Consider the following 14,924-nt stretch of genomic DNA (forward strand, 5'->3'; position numbering starts at 1 on the left):
GTGGATGGGGCGGGAGCCTGCCATGAGTCTGCATGAAACCTACGGCCAGCCGTTGCTGACCTTCCCCGACGCCGAAAAAAGCCCGCTGAGCATCCGCGCCAAAGCGTTGGTGTTCGTCGACCCACGTTCGCGGCAGCTGCGCGAGGACCTGGAAAACCTGGCACCGCGTGCGTTGCCCGTGTTGATTCGTGGCGAGACGGGGAGCGGCAAGGAGCTGCTGGCGCGGCATATCCACCGGGGCAGTGACCGCACGGGCCTGTTTGTGTCGGTCAACTGCGGTGCGATCAGCCCGACGTACGCTGACGCGGAATTGTTCGGCTATGCCGCCGGCAGCCACAGCGGCGCGGCGAGCAGCCGGGCCGGGTGGTTCGGTTCGGCCAATGGCGGCACCTTGTACCTGGATGAAATCGGCGATTTGCCGTTGCCGATCCAGGTCAAGTTACTCGCCGCCCTGGAAAACCACGAAGTCACCCGTGTCGGTGCCCAGCAGCCAAGCCCGGTGGACGTGCGCCTGGTGGCAGCCACCAGTATCGACCTGGCCCAGGCAGTGGCGGCGGGCAAGTTTCATGAGCGCCTGTTCCATTACTTGAGCGAAGGTCAATTGGACCTGCCGGCGCTGCGCGAGCGGGTCGGCGACATCCTGTCCCTGGCCGAATACTTCCTGGGTATCTACAGCCAGCGCCTGGACCTGCCGGTGCCGCTGATCAGCGACGCCGCCCAGCGCGTGCTGGAGCACCACAGCTGGCCGGGCAATACCCGCGAGCTGGAAAACGTCATTCACTTTGCGCTGTTGGTGAGCAGCGGCGATGAAATTCTGCCGGAGCATCTGAACCTGCCCAGCGCCGGTTCGCCGCTGGAGCAGGTGCGGCGGATTTTCGCGAGCGCCAGTCCCGCGGAACAGGAGGCCCTGCGAAAATTCCTGTATGAGCAAAATGGAATATCAACGTGAATAAAAGATATTGTTCGGGAATAAAAAATCTAGGTATTGTCCACCCCACGCCGCGATAGCACTTCGCTGGCACCTCACATAAAAACGGTCGTTAGAAGGACATTGCATGAAAAAGGTTCTGTTGTTTACCGCACTGGCGGCTGCCCTGACGGCCAGCTTCGCCCAGGCCAACGAGAAACTGGTGGTGGCCGCCACCCCGATCCCCCACGCCGAAATCCTCGAGCTGATCAAGCCAACCCTGGCCAAGGAAGGCGTGGACCTGCAGATCAAAGTCTTCACCGACTACGTACAACCGAACGTGCAAGTGGCCGAGAAGCGCCTGGACGCCAACTACTTCCAGACCCTGCCGTACCTGGAAAACTTCAACAAAGGTAAAGGCACCAACCTGGTGACGGTGGTCGGCGTGCACGTCGAGCCTATCGGTGGTTACTCGAAAAAAATCAAAAATATTTCCGAGCTCAAAGATGGCGCCACCGTGGCCATTCCGAACGAAGGCTCCAACAGTGGCCGCGCCCTGTTGCTGCTGCAGAAGAGCGGTTTGATCACCCTGAAAGATCCGACCAACGCGCTGTCCACGCCGAAGGACATCAAGGACAACCCGAAAAACCTCAAATTCAAAGAGCTGGAATCGGCTCTGCTGCCGCGCGTACTCGACCAGGTTGACCTGGACGTGATCAATACCAACTACGCACTGGAAGCCGGCCTGAACCCGGCCAAGGATGCGCTGATCATCGAAGACGCCAAATCCCCCTACGTGAACTTCCTGGTTGCTCGCCCGGACAACAAGGACAGCGACGCTATCCAGAAGCTGTCCAAGGCGTTGACCAGCCCGGAAGTCAAAGCTTTCATCGAGAAGAAATACAACGGCGCGGTGGTGCCGGCGTTCTGATGTAAGCCAACACTCCCTTCAAGGTTTCAACGCCGACGGCTACTACAGCGTCGGCGTTTTTTTTGCCGGAGATTTGTAACACAACCAGAAATGTGGGAGGGGGCTTGCCCCCGATAGCGGTGTGTCAGCCGGCATATCTGTCACTGACACTCTGCCATCGGGGGCAAGCCCCCTCCCACATTGGGTGCGCTGCGAACCAGAAATCCACAGGTTAGCTTTTTGAGTGATATCTATATGTAATTTCGGTATTTAAATTTTACTTTTTATACCTTTAAAGTTCGCGCTACCCGACGTTATCCACGCCGGAACGGACTGCGCTCGCGGCATTACCCATGCGGCGATATGGACTGCACATGACCTTCGATTTGGCTTTTATCCTCAGCACCTTGCCCGCGTTTCTCAAGGCGGTCGGGGTAACGCTGCAAGTCGGCTTGATTGCGATTGCCAGCTCCATGCTGGTGGCGCTGATCAATGCGGCGCTGCTGGTGTTTCGCACACCCTTTCTGTCGCCGCTGGTCGCTCTGTACGTGGAGCTGGCGCGTAACACCCCGCTGCTGATCCAACTGTTCTTCGTGTACTTCGCGCTGCCGGCCCTGGGCGTGAATATCTCCGGGTTCTGGGCGGCGATCATCACCATGACCTTTCTCGGCGGCGCGTATCTCACCGAGGTGCTGCGCGCCGGCGTGGAGGCGGTACCACAGGCGCAGATCGAGTCGGGCAAGTCCATCGGCCTGTCCGACTGGCAACTGCTGCGCCATGTGATTTTGCCCCAGGCAGGCATTCTCAGCCTGCCGGCGTTGTTCGCCAATTTCATCTTTCTGCTCAAGGAGACCACGGTGGTTTCCGCCGTGGCGGTGCCGGAGATTCTCTACACCACCAAGAGCTACATCGCGCTCTACTACAAGACCTACGAAATGCTCGCCGTGCTGACACTGATTTGCGTGCTGCTGTTCCTGCCGTTGTCGCTGCTGCTCAGCCGCCTGGAACGGAGGCTCCAGCATGGCCAGTTCGGGTCTTGAGTTGTTGTGGGTGTCGTTGCCGCAACTGGGCAAGGGCGCTGCGCAAACCCTGTCGATTTCATTTTTGAGCATCGCCTTCAGTACGGTCGGCGGCGTGCTGTATGGCGTGCTGCGGACTCTGAACAACACGGTGATCAACGCTGTGCTGCGGGTGTACCTGGAGCTGTTCCGGGCGATACCGGTGCTGGTGTGGTTGTACCTGCTGTTCTTCGGCCTGCCGATCTTCTTTGGTTTGAGCCTGCCGAGTTTCTGGTGCGCGGTATGGGTGTTGTCGCTGTGGGGTGCCAGTGAGGTCGGTGAAGTGGTGCGTGGCGCATTGCATTCACTGCCGCGTGGCCAGCGTGAAGCGGGCTTGTCGATCGGGCTGTCCGCCCCGCAGTTGTACGGCTATGTACTGCTGCCCCAAGCCCTTAAACGCATGACGCCGCCGACCATCAACGTCTACACGCGCATCATCAAGACCAGTTCGCTGGCGGTGCTGATCGGTGTGGTGGATGTGATCAAGGTCGGCCAGCAAATCATCGAGCGCACCTACGAGTCGGTATTGATCTACGGCGCGCTGTTCCTGTTTTTCTTCTTTATCTGCTACCCGTTGTCGGCCGCCTCCAAGGTGCTGGAACGGCGCTGGGCCCAAGCATGAGCGCATTGATCGAGTTTCAGGGTTTCAACAAATTCTTCGGCCAGGCGCAGGTGCTCAAGGGTATCGACCTGAGTGTGCAAAGCGGCGAAGTGGTGGTGATCCTAGGCCCCAGCGGTTGCGGCAAAAGCACCTTGCTGCGCTGCCTCAATGGCTTGGAAGTGGCTCACAGCGGGCACTTGCGATTCGCCGGCAGGGAGCTTCTGGACAAGCACACCGACTGGCGCCAGGTGCGCCAGGACATTGGCATGGTGTTCCAGAGCTACCACCTGTTCCCGCACATGAGCGTGCTCGACAATATTCTGCTCGGCCCGCTCAAGGTGCAAAAACGCGACCCGCGTGAAGCCCGCGCGCAAGCTGAAAAGTTGCTCGAGCGCGTGGGCCTGGCCGACAAGCGCGATGCCTTCCCACGCCAGCTTTCCGGCGGTCAGCAGCAACGCATCGCCATCGTCCGTTCGTTGTGCATGAACCCACAGGTCATGCTGTTTGATGAAGTCACTGCCGCCCTCGACCCGGAGATGGTCAAGGAAGTGCTGGAAGTCATCCAGGGCCTGGCCCGCGATGGCATGACCCTGCTGATTGTCACCCACGAAATGGCCTTCGCCCGCGCCGTCGCCGACCGCGTGGTGTTCATGGAGGCCGGTCGCATCCTCGAACACAACACCCCCGAGGCATTCTTTACGAACCCGCAAACCGCACGCGCGCAGCAGTTCCTGGAGAAGTTCTCCTTTGTTTCAACACTGCCCAAAAAGCGCAAGGAACCGGAGCTGATATGAAAAAGTTACTGCTGCCACTGTTGGCCGTCGCGTTACTGGCCGGCTGCGATAAAAAGGCCGAAGAGCCCACCAAACCTGCGGCTGTCAGCTACATCGACAAAATCAAGGCGCGGGACAAGCTGATCGTCGGCGTCTTCACCGACAAGCCGCCGTTCGGTTTTGTGGATGAGGCCGGGCGTTACGTCGGCTTCGATACCGACCTCGGCCGCCAATTTGCCAAGGACCTGTTGGGCGATGAAAACAAAGTCGAATTCGTCGCCGTGGAGCCCGCCAGCCGCATCCCGTTCCTGCAGAGCGACAAGGTCGACCTGATCCTCGCCAACATGACGGTCACGCCGGAGCGCAAGGAAGCGGTGGACTTCACCAATCCCAACCTGAAAGTCGCGGTACAGGCATTGGTGCCGAACGACAGCGCGGTAAAGAGCCTGGATGATTTGGCGACCCGCACCACCATCGTCACCACTGGCACTACCGCCGATATCTGGCTGACCAAGAACCACCCGGACTGGAAACTGCTCAAGTTCGAGAAAAACTCCGAGTCGCTGCAGGCGCTGTCGGCCGGCCGTGGCGATGCCTACGCGCAGGACAACCTGGTGCTGTTCAGCTGGGCCAAGCAGAACCCCGGCTACCGTGTGCTGGAGCAGAAACTCGGTGATGAAGCACCGATTGCCCCGGCGGTGAAGAAGGGCAATATCGAACTGCGCGACTGGGTGAATGCGGAGTTGGCGAAGTTGGGTGAGGAGAAATTTTTGCTCAAGCTGTATGACCACTATGTGCGTAAAGAGCTGAGCGATGACACCAAGCCTGAGAGTGTGATTGTTGAAGGCGGGAAGTGGCAGGGCTGAAACCTGATTTTTGTGCTGACTGTACTGGCCTCATCGGGGGCAAGCTCCCTCCCACACTGCATCGGATTCACAAATTCTGACGTGTGAATACAGTCCAATGTGGGAGGGGGCAAGCCCCCGATAGGGCCGGTACAGCTACCACCTACTCCGGCCAATGCCACGCCGGCGCATCCAGCATCCCTTGCCCGACAATCCGCGTCTCCCCCAGCACCTTCTCCAGCACAATCGAATTGCACCCTTCATCCTGCTGCAACGCCGCAATCAAGCGGCTGGCATGGGACACCACCCACACCTGGCACTGCTTCGACGCTTCGATGATCAAGCGCGCCAACGCGGGCAACAGGTCCGGATGCAGGCTGGTTTCCGGTTCGTTCAGCACCATCATGGTGGGCGGCCGTGGTGTCAGCAGCGCGGCAATCAGCAGCAGGTAGCGCAAGGTGCCGTCCGACAATTCGGCCGCCGACAACGGCCGCAGCAAGCCTTCCTGATAGAACTCAATCGCAAAGCGCCCGCCCTGCAGCGGCTGGATATTCAGGCGCGCGCCGGGGAACGCATCGCTGACCGCGCGCTGTAACGCCTCGGGGTCGCCAATCTCGCGAATGGTCTGCAGGGCCGCCGCCAAATCACGCCCGTCGTGGTGCAGCACGGGTGTGCGGGTGCCCAACTGTGGCTGGCGCACGGGCGCGTCGACGTCGATGCGAAAGTGATCGTAAAAGCGCCAGCCACGAATGCTCTCGCGCAGCAGCAGCACTTCCGGCGAGCCACGCAGGCTGCCGACCTGGTCGAACAGGCTGTGGTAATTGGGCGTGTGCTGGGCCAGCACATCCCAGGCGCGGCCTTCGCGGGCGCGCACCATCGGCCCGCAACGTTGCACCAGCAGGCTGGCCGGGCGGTAGAGGTGCCCGGCCCATATGCACTCCTTCTTCACTTGCGGATCAAGGCTGAAAAACGACTTGGAGGGTTCCGGCAATCCCAGGGAAATGGCGTAGCTGAAATCTTCGGCGGCAAACCCCAGGCGCAGGCGCTTGACGCCCTGGCGCACGGTGGACTCGATCGGCACTTCGCCGCTGCGCATACGCCGACTGATGGTTTCCGGCCCGGCCCAGAAGGTCGAGTCCAGCCCGCCTTCGCGGGCCAGGGCGTTGATCACCCCGCCCTGGGCGGTTTCGGCGAGCAGGCGCAGGGCGCGGTACAGGTTGGACTTGCCGCTGCCATTGGGACCGGTGATCAGATTCAGCCGGTCCAGGGGCACCACCAATTTATTGATCGAGCGGTAATTGGCCACCGCGAGGGTTTTGAGCATATGCATTTAGTCGGCATGGGAACCATTGGAGTATGGGATCCTCCATGCAGATAAGGAACCCTGAACTACGCTCACAGTCGCATACACACTGGCAAGTCGGCATCACGCAAAAGGAGCCTGCATGGGCGGTCGCATTTCGACATTTTTACTCGGATTTGGCTTACTGACGCTGCTTGGCGGCTGTGGTCAGGAAAAGACCGAGCCCAAAGCCCATTCCCGGGTGTTTGTGCAAACCGTGCAGCCAGCGGATTTCGCCGCGGCGGTCACGCTGACGGGGGATATCCAGGCGCGGGTGCAAACCGATTTGTCCTTTCGCGTGGGTGGCAAGATCATCCAGCGCATGGTCGATGTGGGCGACCGGGTGACGGCCAGGCAAGTGCTGGCCAGGCTCGACCCCAAGGACCTGCAGACCAACGTCGACTCCGCCCAGGCCCAGGTCGTGGCCGAGCAGGCACGGGTCAAGCAGACCGCCGCTGCGTTCGTGCGCCAGGAAAAACTCTTGCCCAAGGGCTACACCAGCCGCAGCGAATACGATTCCGCCCAGGCCGCGCTGCGCGGCAGCCAGAGCGCCCTCGCCGCCGCCCAGGCCCAGTTGGCCAACGCCCGTGAACAACTGGGCTACACCGCGCTGATCGCCGACGCGCCGGGCATTATCACGGCGCGCCAGGCCGAAGTCGGCCAGGTGGTACAAGCCACCATGCCGATCTTCAGCCTGGCCCGTGACGGCGAACGCGATGCGGTGTTCAACGTCTATGAATCCCTGCTGGTGGAACCGCCGTCGGATGCGCCGATTACCGTCAGCCTGCTGGACAACCCGAGCATCAAGGCCGTGGGCAAGGTCCGTGAAGTCACCCCGGCCGTGGCCGCCAATACCGGCACCGTGCAGGTGAAGATCGCCCTGCAAAGCCTGCCCAATGGCATGGAGTTGGGCTCGGTGGTCAGCGCCACCGCCAATGGCCCGGCCAGGGCCAGCATCGAGTTGCCGTGGTCGGCCTTGACCAAAGACCTCAGTGAACCCGCCGTGTGGCTGGTGGACGGTGACGGCAAGGCGCACTTGCATAAGGTCACGGTGGCGCGTTACCTCACCGGCAAAGTGATCATCGGCGATGGCCTCAAAGGCGGCGAAAAAGTCGTGGTGGCCGGTGGGCAACTGCTGCACCCCGGCATGCCTGTTGAAATCGCCGAGCAAGGAGCCCAACCATGAAGCAACTGACGGTCATCGTCGCCGCCAGCCTGTTGCTGATGGCCTGCTCCAAAGAAGAAGCACCGCCCGAACCGGTGCGCCCGGTACTGTCCATGGAGGTTAAGGCCGAAGACCAGGAAAACCTCGGTCGCTTTGCCGGCACCATTCAGGCGCGCTACGAAAGTAACCTGGGTTTCCGTGTACCTGGCCGTATTGCACGTCGCGCCGTGGACGTGGGCGCTGAGGTGGAGAAGGGCGCCTTGCTTGCCGTGCTCGACCCCACCGACCAGCAGAACCAATTGCGCGCCGCCCAGGGCGACCTGGCACGCGTGCAGGCGCAGTTCATCAATGCCCAGGCCAATGCCCGCCGCCAGCAGGAACTGTTCAACCGTGGCGTCGGTGCCCAGGCTCAGCTCGACGTGGCCCAGACTGACCTGAAAACCACCCAGGCCACCCTCGATCAGGCGCGCGCCTCGGTCAACCAGGCCAAGGACCAGCTCAACTACGCCGAATTGCGCACCGACCACGCCGGCATCGTCACCGCCTGGAATGCCGAGGCCGGTCAAGTGGTCAGCGCCGGCCAGCAAGTGGTGACCCTGGCTCGCCCGGATATCAAGGAAGCGGTGATCGACCTGCCCGCCGGGCTAGCCGAGCGCTTGCCCGCAGATGTGGTGTTCCTTGTCGCCGGGCAACTGGACCCCAGCGTGCAGACCACCGCCATCGTGCGCGAGATCGAGCCCCAGGCCCAAAGCGCCACGCGCACCCGTCGCGCACGCCTGAGCCTGACCGAAACCCCCGCCGCGTTCCGCCTGGGCACCGCCATCAGCGTCACCCTGAGCAGCGCCATCGCGCCGCGCATCGAACTGCCCCTGAGCGCGTTGCAGGACGTCGACGGCAAGACCCGCATCTGGCTGCTCGACACCCAGAGCCAGACGGTGCAACCGCGTGACGTCACAGTCGTCAGCCGGGATGCCGACAGCGCCGTGCTCAACGGCAGCGTCAAACCTGGCGAACGCATTGTCACCGCCGGTGTGAACAGCCTGAAACCCGGGCAAAAAGTCAAAATCGACGAGGACAGCCCGCGATGAAAGGGAGCTTCAACTTATCCGACTGGGCCCTCAAGCATCAGTCCTTCGTGTGGTACCTGATGTTCGTCGCGCTTTTGATGGGCGTGTTTTCGTACATGAACCTGGGGCGCGAGGAAGACCCCTCGTTCACCATCAAGACCATGGTGATCCAGACCCGCTGGCCGGGCGCGACCCAGGAAGAAACCCTCAAGCAGGTCACTGACCGCATCGAGAAAAAACTCGAGGAACTCGACTCCCTCGACTACGTGAAAAGCTATACCCGGCCGGGCGAGTCCACGGTGTTCGTGTTCCTCAAGGACACCACCAGCGCCAAGGCTATCCCGGAGATCTGGTACCAGGTTCGCAAGAAGATCGACGATATTCGCGGCACCTTCCCCCAAGGCTTGCAGGGGCCGTCCTTCAACGACGAATTCGGTGATGTGTTCGGCTCGGTATACGCCTTTACCGGCGACGGCCTGTCGATGCGCCAGTTGCGCGACTACGTGGAGCAGGTGCGCGCCGAGATCCGCTCGGTGCCGGGGCTGGGCAAGGTCGAGATGATCGGCCAGCAGGACGAAGTGATTTACCTGAATTTTTCCACGCGCAAACTGGCGGCACTGGGCATTGATCAGCGCCAGGTCGTGCAAAGCCTGCAGTCGCAGAACGCAGTCACGCCCGCCGGGGTGATCGAGGCCGGGCCGGAGCGGATTTCGGTGCGCACCTCCGGGCAGTTCGCCTCGGAGAAGGACCTGGCCAACGTCAACCTGCGCCTCAATGACCGCTTCTATCGCCTGGCTGACATTGCCGACATCAGCCGTGGCTACGTCGACCCGGCGCGGCCGATGTTCCGTTTCAACGGCAAGCCGGCGATCGGCCTGGCGATTGCGATGCAGAAGGGCGGCAATATCCAGTCGTTCGGCAAGGCGCTGCACGGGCGCATGGATGAGCTGACCGCCGACCTGCCGGTGGGCGTTGGTGTGCACAAAGTCTCGGACCAGGCCGAAGTGGTGGAAGAGGCCGTCGGCGGCTTTACCAGTGCGCTGTTCGAAGCGGTGATCATCGTGCTGGTGGTGAGCTTTATCAGCCTGGGCATGCGCGCCGGGCTGGTGGTGGCTTGCTCGATTCCGCTGGTGCTGGCGTTGGTGTTCGTGTTTATGGAATACAGCGGTATCACCATGCAGCGGGTGTCATTGGGCGCCTTGATCATCGCCCTCGGCCTGCTGGTGGACGATGCGATGATTACCGTGGAGATGATGATCACACGCCTGGAAAAAGGCGAAACCAAGGAGCAGGCCGCGACCTACGCCTATACCTCCACGGCGTTTCCGATGCTCACCGGCACGCTGGTGACCGTGGCCGGTTTTGTGCCGATTGGTCTTAACGCCAGTTCGGCGGGCGAGTACACCTTCACGCTGTTCGCGGTCATCGCCGTGGCCATGTTGGTGTCGTGGGTCGTGGCGGTGCTGTTTGCGCCGGTGATCGGCGTGCATATCCTCAGCGCCAAGGTGAAGCCGCACGACGCCGAACCGGGGCGCATTGGTCGCGCCTTCAACGGTGGCATGCTCTGGGCCATGCGCAACCGCTGGTGGGCGATTGGCATCACGGTGGCGCTGTTCGTGGCCTCGGTATTTTCCATGCAGTTCGTGCAGAACCAGTTCTTCCCGTCGTCGGATCGCCCGGAAATCCTGGTTGACCTGAACCTGCCGCAGAACGCCTCGATCAACGAGACGCGCAAGGCGGTCGACCGCCTCGAAGCCATCATCAAGGACGACCCGGACATCGCGCGCTGGAGCACCTACATCGGCCAGGGCGCGATCCGTTTCTACCTGCCGCTGGACCAGCAGCTGGAGAACCCCTACTACGCGCAGCTTGTGATTGTGAGTAAAGGCCTGGAAGAGCGCGGCGAGTTGATTACGCGTCTGCAGAAGCGCCTGCGCGATGACTTCGTCGGCATCGGCAGCTTTGTACAGCCGCTGGAAATGGGCCCGCCGGTGGGCCGGCCGATCCAGTACCGCGTGTCCGGCAAAGACACCGACCAGGTGCGCAAGCACGCCATCGAACTGGCAACCTTGCTCGATCAGAACACCCACTTGGGCGAAATCATCTACGACTGGAACGAGCCGGGCAAAGTCTTGCGCATCGACATCGCCCAGGACAAGGCGCGGCAACTGGGGCTGTCGTCCGAAGACGTGGCGCAGTTGATGAACAGCGTGGTCAGCGGCGCGTCGGTCACTCAGGTGCATGACGATATTTACCTGATCAATGTGGTCGGCCGCGCCGAAGACGCCGAGCGCGGTACGCCGGAAACCCTACAGAACCTGCAGATCGTCACACCCAACGGCACCTCGATTCCGTTGCTGGCCTTCGCCACGGTGCGTTACGAACTGGAGCAACCGCTGGTGTGGCGTCGTGATCGCAAGCCGACGATTACCATCAAGGCTGCGGTGCGTGACGAGATGCAGCCGACCGACCTGGTCAAGCAGCTGGCGCCGACTATCCAGAAGTTCAACGACGGCCTGCCGGTGGGCTACAAAGTCGCCACCGGCGGTACCGTGGAAGAAAGCGGCAAGGCCCAGGGCCCGATTGCCAGCGTGGTGCCGTTGATGCTGTTCCTGATGGCGACCTTCCTGATGATCCAGTTGCACAGCGTGCAGAAGATGTTCCTGGTGGCCAGCGTTGCGCCGCTGGGGCTGATCGGCGTGGTGCTGGCGCTGATTCCCACGGGCACGCCCATGGGCTTCGTGGCGATCCTGGGTATCCTCGCGCTGATCGGCATCATCATCCGCAACTCGGTGATTCTGGTGACGCAGATCCATGAGTACGAAGTGGCCGGTTATACGCCGTGGGATGCGGTGGTGGAAGCCACCGAGCATCGGCGCCGGCCGATCCTGCTCACGGCTGCGGCAGCCAGCCTGGGCATGATCCCGATTGCCCGGGAAGTGTTCTGGGGGCCGATGGCTTACGCGATGATTGGCGGGATCATTATCGCTACGTTGCTGACGCTGTTGTTCCTGCCGGCGCTGTACGTGGCCTGGTACAAAATCCGCGAACCCAAGCAGGATCAACAGGAACAACGCAGTTAAAAACTGTGGGAGGGGGCTTGCCCCCGATAGCGGTATGTCAGCCAAGCATCAGGTGACTGAACCACCGCCATCGGGAGCAAGCCCCCTCCCACATTTGGGTCTTCATCTCGATTGAGGCTGTGGGAAGCTTCCTAAACCGCCGCTTGCCGTCCCGGCGAGACTGCGCATGTTTTACTCTTTCGGCCTTCTTCTCATTCAGGTCGATTCCCATGCAGTGCCTGCGTCCGCTCTTTTTACTCGGCGCGCTTCTCCTCGCGCCCTCAGTCTTGGCCTCCACCGTGCTGGAAAATGCCCTGTGGCGGGTTGACCTCGACCCCGCCACCCTGGCGCTGCGCGTCACCCCCGCGGGCGAGGCCTCGGTACAAGCTTCCAGCGGTGTCACCGCGCATGCGGTCAACGCGCTGCAGGCCGACGCCGAACAGGTTTCCTGGCAGTGGGACAGCGGCGCCTATCGCCTGACGGCCCGGCTTGAGCAGCGCGAATTGACCCTGACAATCAATGCCCGTGAAGCGGGTGAGCTGGCCCTGCTGCGCCAGCCGGCCAGGGCCATGGGTCAAGGGCTGATCTGGCCGTTGGCCGAGGGGCATTACGTGCCGGCCGATAATGCCGTGTGGAAAGATTTTCTGATCGGGCGGGGCGAGCTCAATACGACCCAGGACCTCAGCTTGCCGCTATGGGGGCTGGATCACGGGCGCTTCACGCTCAACTGGCTGCTGACCAACCCCTATCACAATCGCCTCCAATGGCAAGCGGACGGCCAGGGCGTGGCGCTGTCCGTGTCCCATGAATTCACCTCGCTCGAGCCGCAGGCGCCGATGACGCTGCTGTTGCACCTGGGCGATGCCGACCCGTTGGCCGGCGCCAAACACTATCGTCAGTGGCTGGTCGAGCAGGGCCGTTACGAGTCGCTGGCGGACAAGCTGCGGCAAACGCCGGAGGCGGTAAAATTGCTCGGTGCCAGTCACGTTTACCTCTGGGGCAACGGCTTGCTGAAGCTCGATGATGTGGTTGATTGGCCCGCGTTGATCAAACGGTTGCGCACGCATGAGCTCAGTGGGCTGATGGACAAGGAGCCTGCGCAGGTGCTCGCGCAGACACGTGCATTGAATCGCTATGAGCAAACCCTGCTGTTGCGTGGCTTCAATGCGGCCATCAACACGAAGGTTCGGCAGGCTTGGCAGGTAGAAGAGCCCGACATGAATCGCCTTGCCGCTCGCTACGGCGAGTTGCGTCGCGAGCTGGCCCTGGATTTCGCCGGGGCCTTGGGGGATCGCCCCGAAACCTGGGGTCATTCGAGCATCCAGGCCTTGCGCGACGCTGGGCTCAAGCGTCTGCTGCTGACACTGGGCGAAGGTTGGGAAGGCGGCCTGTGGCATCCCGAGGCGATTCGTGCGGGGGTGGATGCCGGTTATCTGGTGGCGCCTTATGATTCGTATGAAACGGCTTTGTCCGCAGCTGAAAACGCCGATTGGACCACTGCTCATCTGGGCGGCAAGGCCTATCGCGACTGCGCAATCATGTTGAAAGGCGGCGCGCTCAAGGTCGGCTTCCAGCAATCCGGCCACTACACCGATCCACGCTGTGTGCGACCTTTGTTGCAGACACGGGTGAAAGCGGTACAGGCCGCAGCCGGTTTCAACGCCTGGTTTCTCGATGCCTATGCCGCCGGAATGGTTTTTGACAGTTACCGCGACAGTGCGCCAATGACCCAGGCGCAAAACGCCCAAGGCAGTATCGACGCGTCGCGCTGGATCAACACCTCGCTCAAACTGCCCGCAGGCTCCGAGGACGGCAACGCCATCACTGCCCAGGGCATCCTGTTCGCCCATGGCATGCAAACACCGGTGATGGGCTGGGGGGACCGCGACATGACCCAGGACCCACAGTCAGCCTACTACGTCGGCAACTGGTACCCGCCGGAGCAACCGGCCGTGTTCTTCAAACCGGTGCCCTTGAAAGCGTCGCTGCGCACGGTGTATCTCGATCCGACAATGCGCCTGCCGCTGTATCAGACGGTGTTCCATGGCTCGGTGATTACCACCCATCACTGGTTGTTCGACAGCCTGAAGTTAAGCAATGTGCAGGCGGAGAATGAGCTGGCCCAACTGCTCTACAACGTGCCGCCGCTGTATCACGTGAGTGCAGCAACGCTCAAGGAACGGCTGCCGGTGATTCAGCGCCAGGAGCGGTTTTTCCGCCCGCTGCATGAGCGCTTGGCGACTCAGGCGATGACGGGTTTTCGCTGGCTGACGGTGGACAAACTGTTGCAGCAAACGACGTTCGCCGATGGGACGCGGTTGGTGGCGAATTTTTCGCGCGCGCAAAAAGAAGGGTATGCCGGACGCAGTGTGACGGCGCTGGTGGAGGGTGAGAAACCGGTGGTGTATCAGGTGGATCGACGTCGCCCTTGAGATCATCGGGGGACAAGTCGAATCGTCGCACCGCCCCTCCCACATTTGGAATGCGTTCCCCTGTGGGAGGGGGCTTGCCCCCGATAGCTTCAGCCCAGGCGATAAATCACTCAAACCTTGCGCCATACACTGGCCAACCAAGGCTGCTGCTCGCGAGGCAACCCGGCCGGTCGATAATAATGCTCCAGCTCTTCAAACCCGGCCTCAACCAGCAACCCCCGCCATGCCTCCAGATCGTGATAAGACCCATACCGCGGCCCGTTCCAACCTTCCCGGTTGTCACCCCGAGGATTGGAGCTGAACAGCACTCCGCCAGCTTTCAACGTTCCATGCAGCTCTTTGAGCACCCGTGGCAATTCCTGCTTGGGTATGTGAAACAGCACCGCATTGGCGAAGATCCCGTCAAAGCGCTCGGCAGGCAGGTCCAGTTTCAGGAAGTCTTGCTGCAACACCTCGCAACCGCTGTCTTCGCGCGCCATCTGCGCAAACCGCTCGGAACCGTCGAGCCCCACGGCGATATGCCCCATGCGTGTAAACGTCTGCAAATCGCGCCCCGGCCCGCAGCCGAAATCCAGCACGGTAAACGGCGCCGCGCCCTGGATATGCCGCAGCAGCGCGTCGATGTTCTGGCTCACATCGTGATCGCGGGTGCCTTCACGGAAGTCTTCGGCCACGTTGTTGTAATGGCCGAGGGTGGTGGCGGTGATCTGGTTGAGGTCGTCGGGCTTGAGGGTCATGACAGGCAATACCGGGCGCTGAAAT

At 61.6% G+C, this 14,924-nt stretch carries 12 protein-coding genes; 10 read left to right on the forward strand and 2 right to left on the reverse strand.

Annotation, left to right across the window (positions count from 1 at the left end):
• The first annotated feature begins 22 nt into the window (after positions 1-22).
• The 6 genes from PspCFBP13528_RS07255 (at position 23) to PspCFBP13528_RS07280 (ending at position 5,115) form a co-directional block, all read left to right on the forward strand.
• Positions 23-949: a sigma 54-interacting transcriptional regulator gene (locus tag PspCFBP13528_RS07255; RefSeq protein ID WP_065949998.1), complete on the forward strand. Its 927-nt coding sequence runs from the start codon at positions 23-25 to the stop codon at positions 947-949.
• Positions 950-1,055: 106 nt separating this feature from the next.
• Positions 1,056-1,838, forward strand: a complete 783-nt coding sequence (locus PspCFBP13528_RS07260) for a MetQ/NlpA family ABC transporter substrate-binding protein (protein ID WP_065949999.1) — start codon at positions 1,056-1,058, stop codon at positions 1,836-1,838.
• Positions 1,839-2,191: 353 nt separating this feature from the next.
• The gene (locus PspCFBP13528_RS07265) at positions 2,192-2,857 is read left to right on the forward strand and encodes an amino acid ABC transporter permease (RefSeq protein ID WP_137199906.1); all 666 of its coding nucleotides are present in this window, start codon (positions 2,192-2,194) and stop codon (positions 2,855-2,857) included.
• Positions 2,838-3,497: an amino acid ABC transporter permease gene (locus tag PspCFBP13528_RS07270; RefSeq protein ID WP_065950001.1), complete on the forward strand. Its 660-nt coding sequence runs from the start codon at positions 2,838-2,840 to the stop codon at positions 3,495-3,497. Before PspCFBP13528_RS07265 ends, PspCFBP13528_RS07270 begins: the two co-directional genes overlap by 20 nt.
• Positions 3,494-4,270, forward strand: coding sequence for an amino acid ABC transporter ATP-binding protein (locus tag PspCFBP13528_RS07275; RefSeq protein ID WP_137199907.1), 777 nt, complete (start codon positions 3,494-3,496; stop codon positions 4,268-4,270). Before PspCFBP13528_RS07270 ends, PspCFBP13528_RS07275 begins: the two co-directional genes overlap by 4 nt.
• Positions 4,267-5,115 carry a transporter substrate-binding domain-containing protein gene (locus PspCFBP13528_RS07280; protein WP_065950003.1) on the forward strand — a complete coding sequence of 283 codons (849 nt, stop codon included), beginning with the start codon at positions 4,267-4,269 and terminating at the stop codon, positions 5,113-5,115. The genes PspCFBP13528_RS07275 and PspCFBP13528_RS07280 overlap by 4 nt, the downstream gene beginning before the upstream one ends.
• Before the next feature lie 142 nt (positions 5,116-5,257).
• On the opposite strand, the gene PspCFBP13528_RS07285 is transcribed toward PspCFBP13528_RS07280, so the two are convergent.
• A complete protein-coding gene (locus PspCFBP13528_RS07285; RefSeq protein WP_137200058.1) occupies positions 5,258-6,418 on the reverse strand; it encodes an AAA family ATPase in 1,161 nt (386 codons plus the stop codon).
• A 121-nt stretch (positions 6,419-6,539) separates the two neighbouring features.
• Between PspCFBP13528_RS07285 and PspCFBP13528_RS07290 the strand changes: the two genes are divergently transcribed.
• From PspCFBP13528_RS07290 to PspCFBP13528_RS07305, 4 genes are all read left to right on the forward strand, one after another.
• The gene (locus PspCFBP13528_RS07290) at positions 6,540-7,622 is read left to right on the forward strand and encodes an efflux RND transporter periplasmic adaptor subunit (protein ID WP_101219774.1); all 1,083 of its coding nucleotides are present in this window, start codon (positions 6,540-6,542) and stop codon (positions 7,620-7,622) included.
• Positions 7,619-8,689 (forward strand): efflux RND transporter periplasmic adaptor subunit, encoded by a 1,071-nt coding sequence (locus PspCFBP13528_RS07295; RefSeq protein WP_137199908.1) that lies wholly within the window; start codon positions 7,619-7,621, stop codon positions 8,687-8,689. Before PspCFBP13528_RS07290 ends, PspCFBP13528_RS07295 begins: the two co-directional genes overlap by 4 nt.
• A complete protein-coding gene (locus PspCFBP13528_RS07300; protein WP_137199909.1) occupies positions 8,686-11,751 on the forward strand; it encodes an efflux RND transporter permease subunit in 3,066 nt (1,021 codons plus the stop codon). Before PspCFBP13528_RS07295 ends, PspCFBP13528_RS07300 begins: the two co-directional genes overlap by 4 nt.
• 209 nt (positions 11,752-11,960) lie before the next feature.
• Complete coding sequence (locus PspCFBP13528_RS07305) at positions 11,961-14,162, forward strand: glycoside hydrolase (protein WP_137199910.1); 2,202 nt, start codon at positions 11,961-11,963, stop codon at positions 14,160-14,162.
• A 110-nt stretch (positions 14,163-14,272) separates the two neighbouring features.
• Here the strand turns inward: PspCFBP13528_RS07305 and PspCFBP13528_RS07310 are convergent, their stop codons facing one another.
• Complete coding sequence (locus PspCFBP13528_RS07310; RefSeq protein WP_137199911.1) at positions 14,273-14,899, reverse strand: class I SAM-dependent methyltransferase; 627 nt, start codon at positions 14,897-14,899, stop codon at positions 14,273-14,275.
• Between the last annotated feature and the right edge of the window lie 25 nt (positions 14,900-14,924).

The sequence above is a fragment of the Pseudomonas sp. CFBP13528 genome, from assembly GCF_005233615.1.
Classification (GTDB): Bacteria; Pseudomonadota; Gammaproteobacteria; order Pseudomonadales; family Pseudomonadaceae; genus Aquipseudomonas; species Aquipseudomonas fluorescens_AM.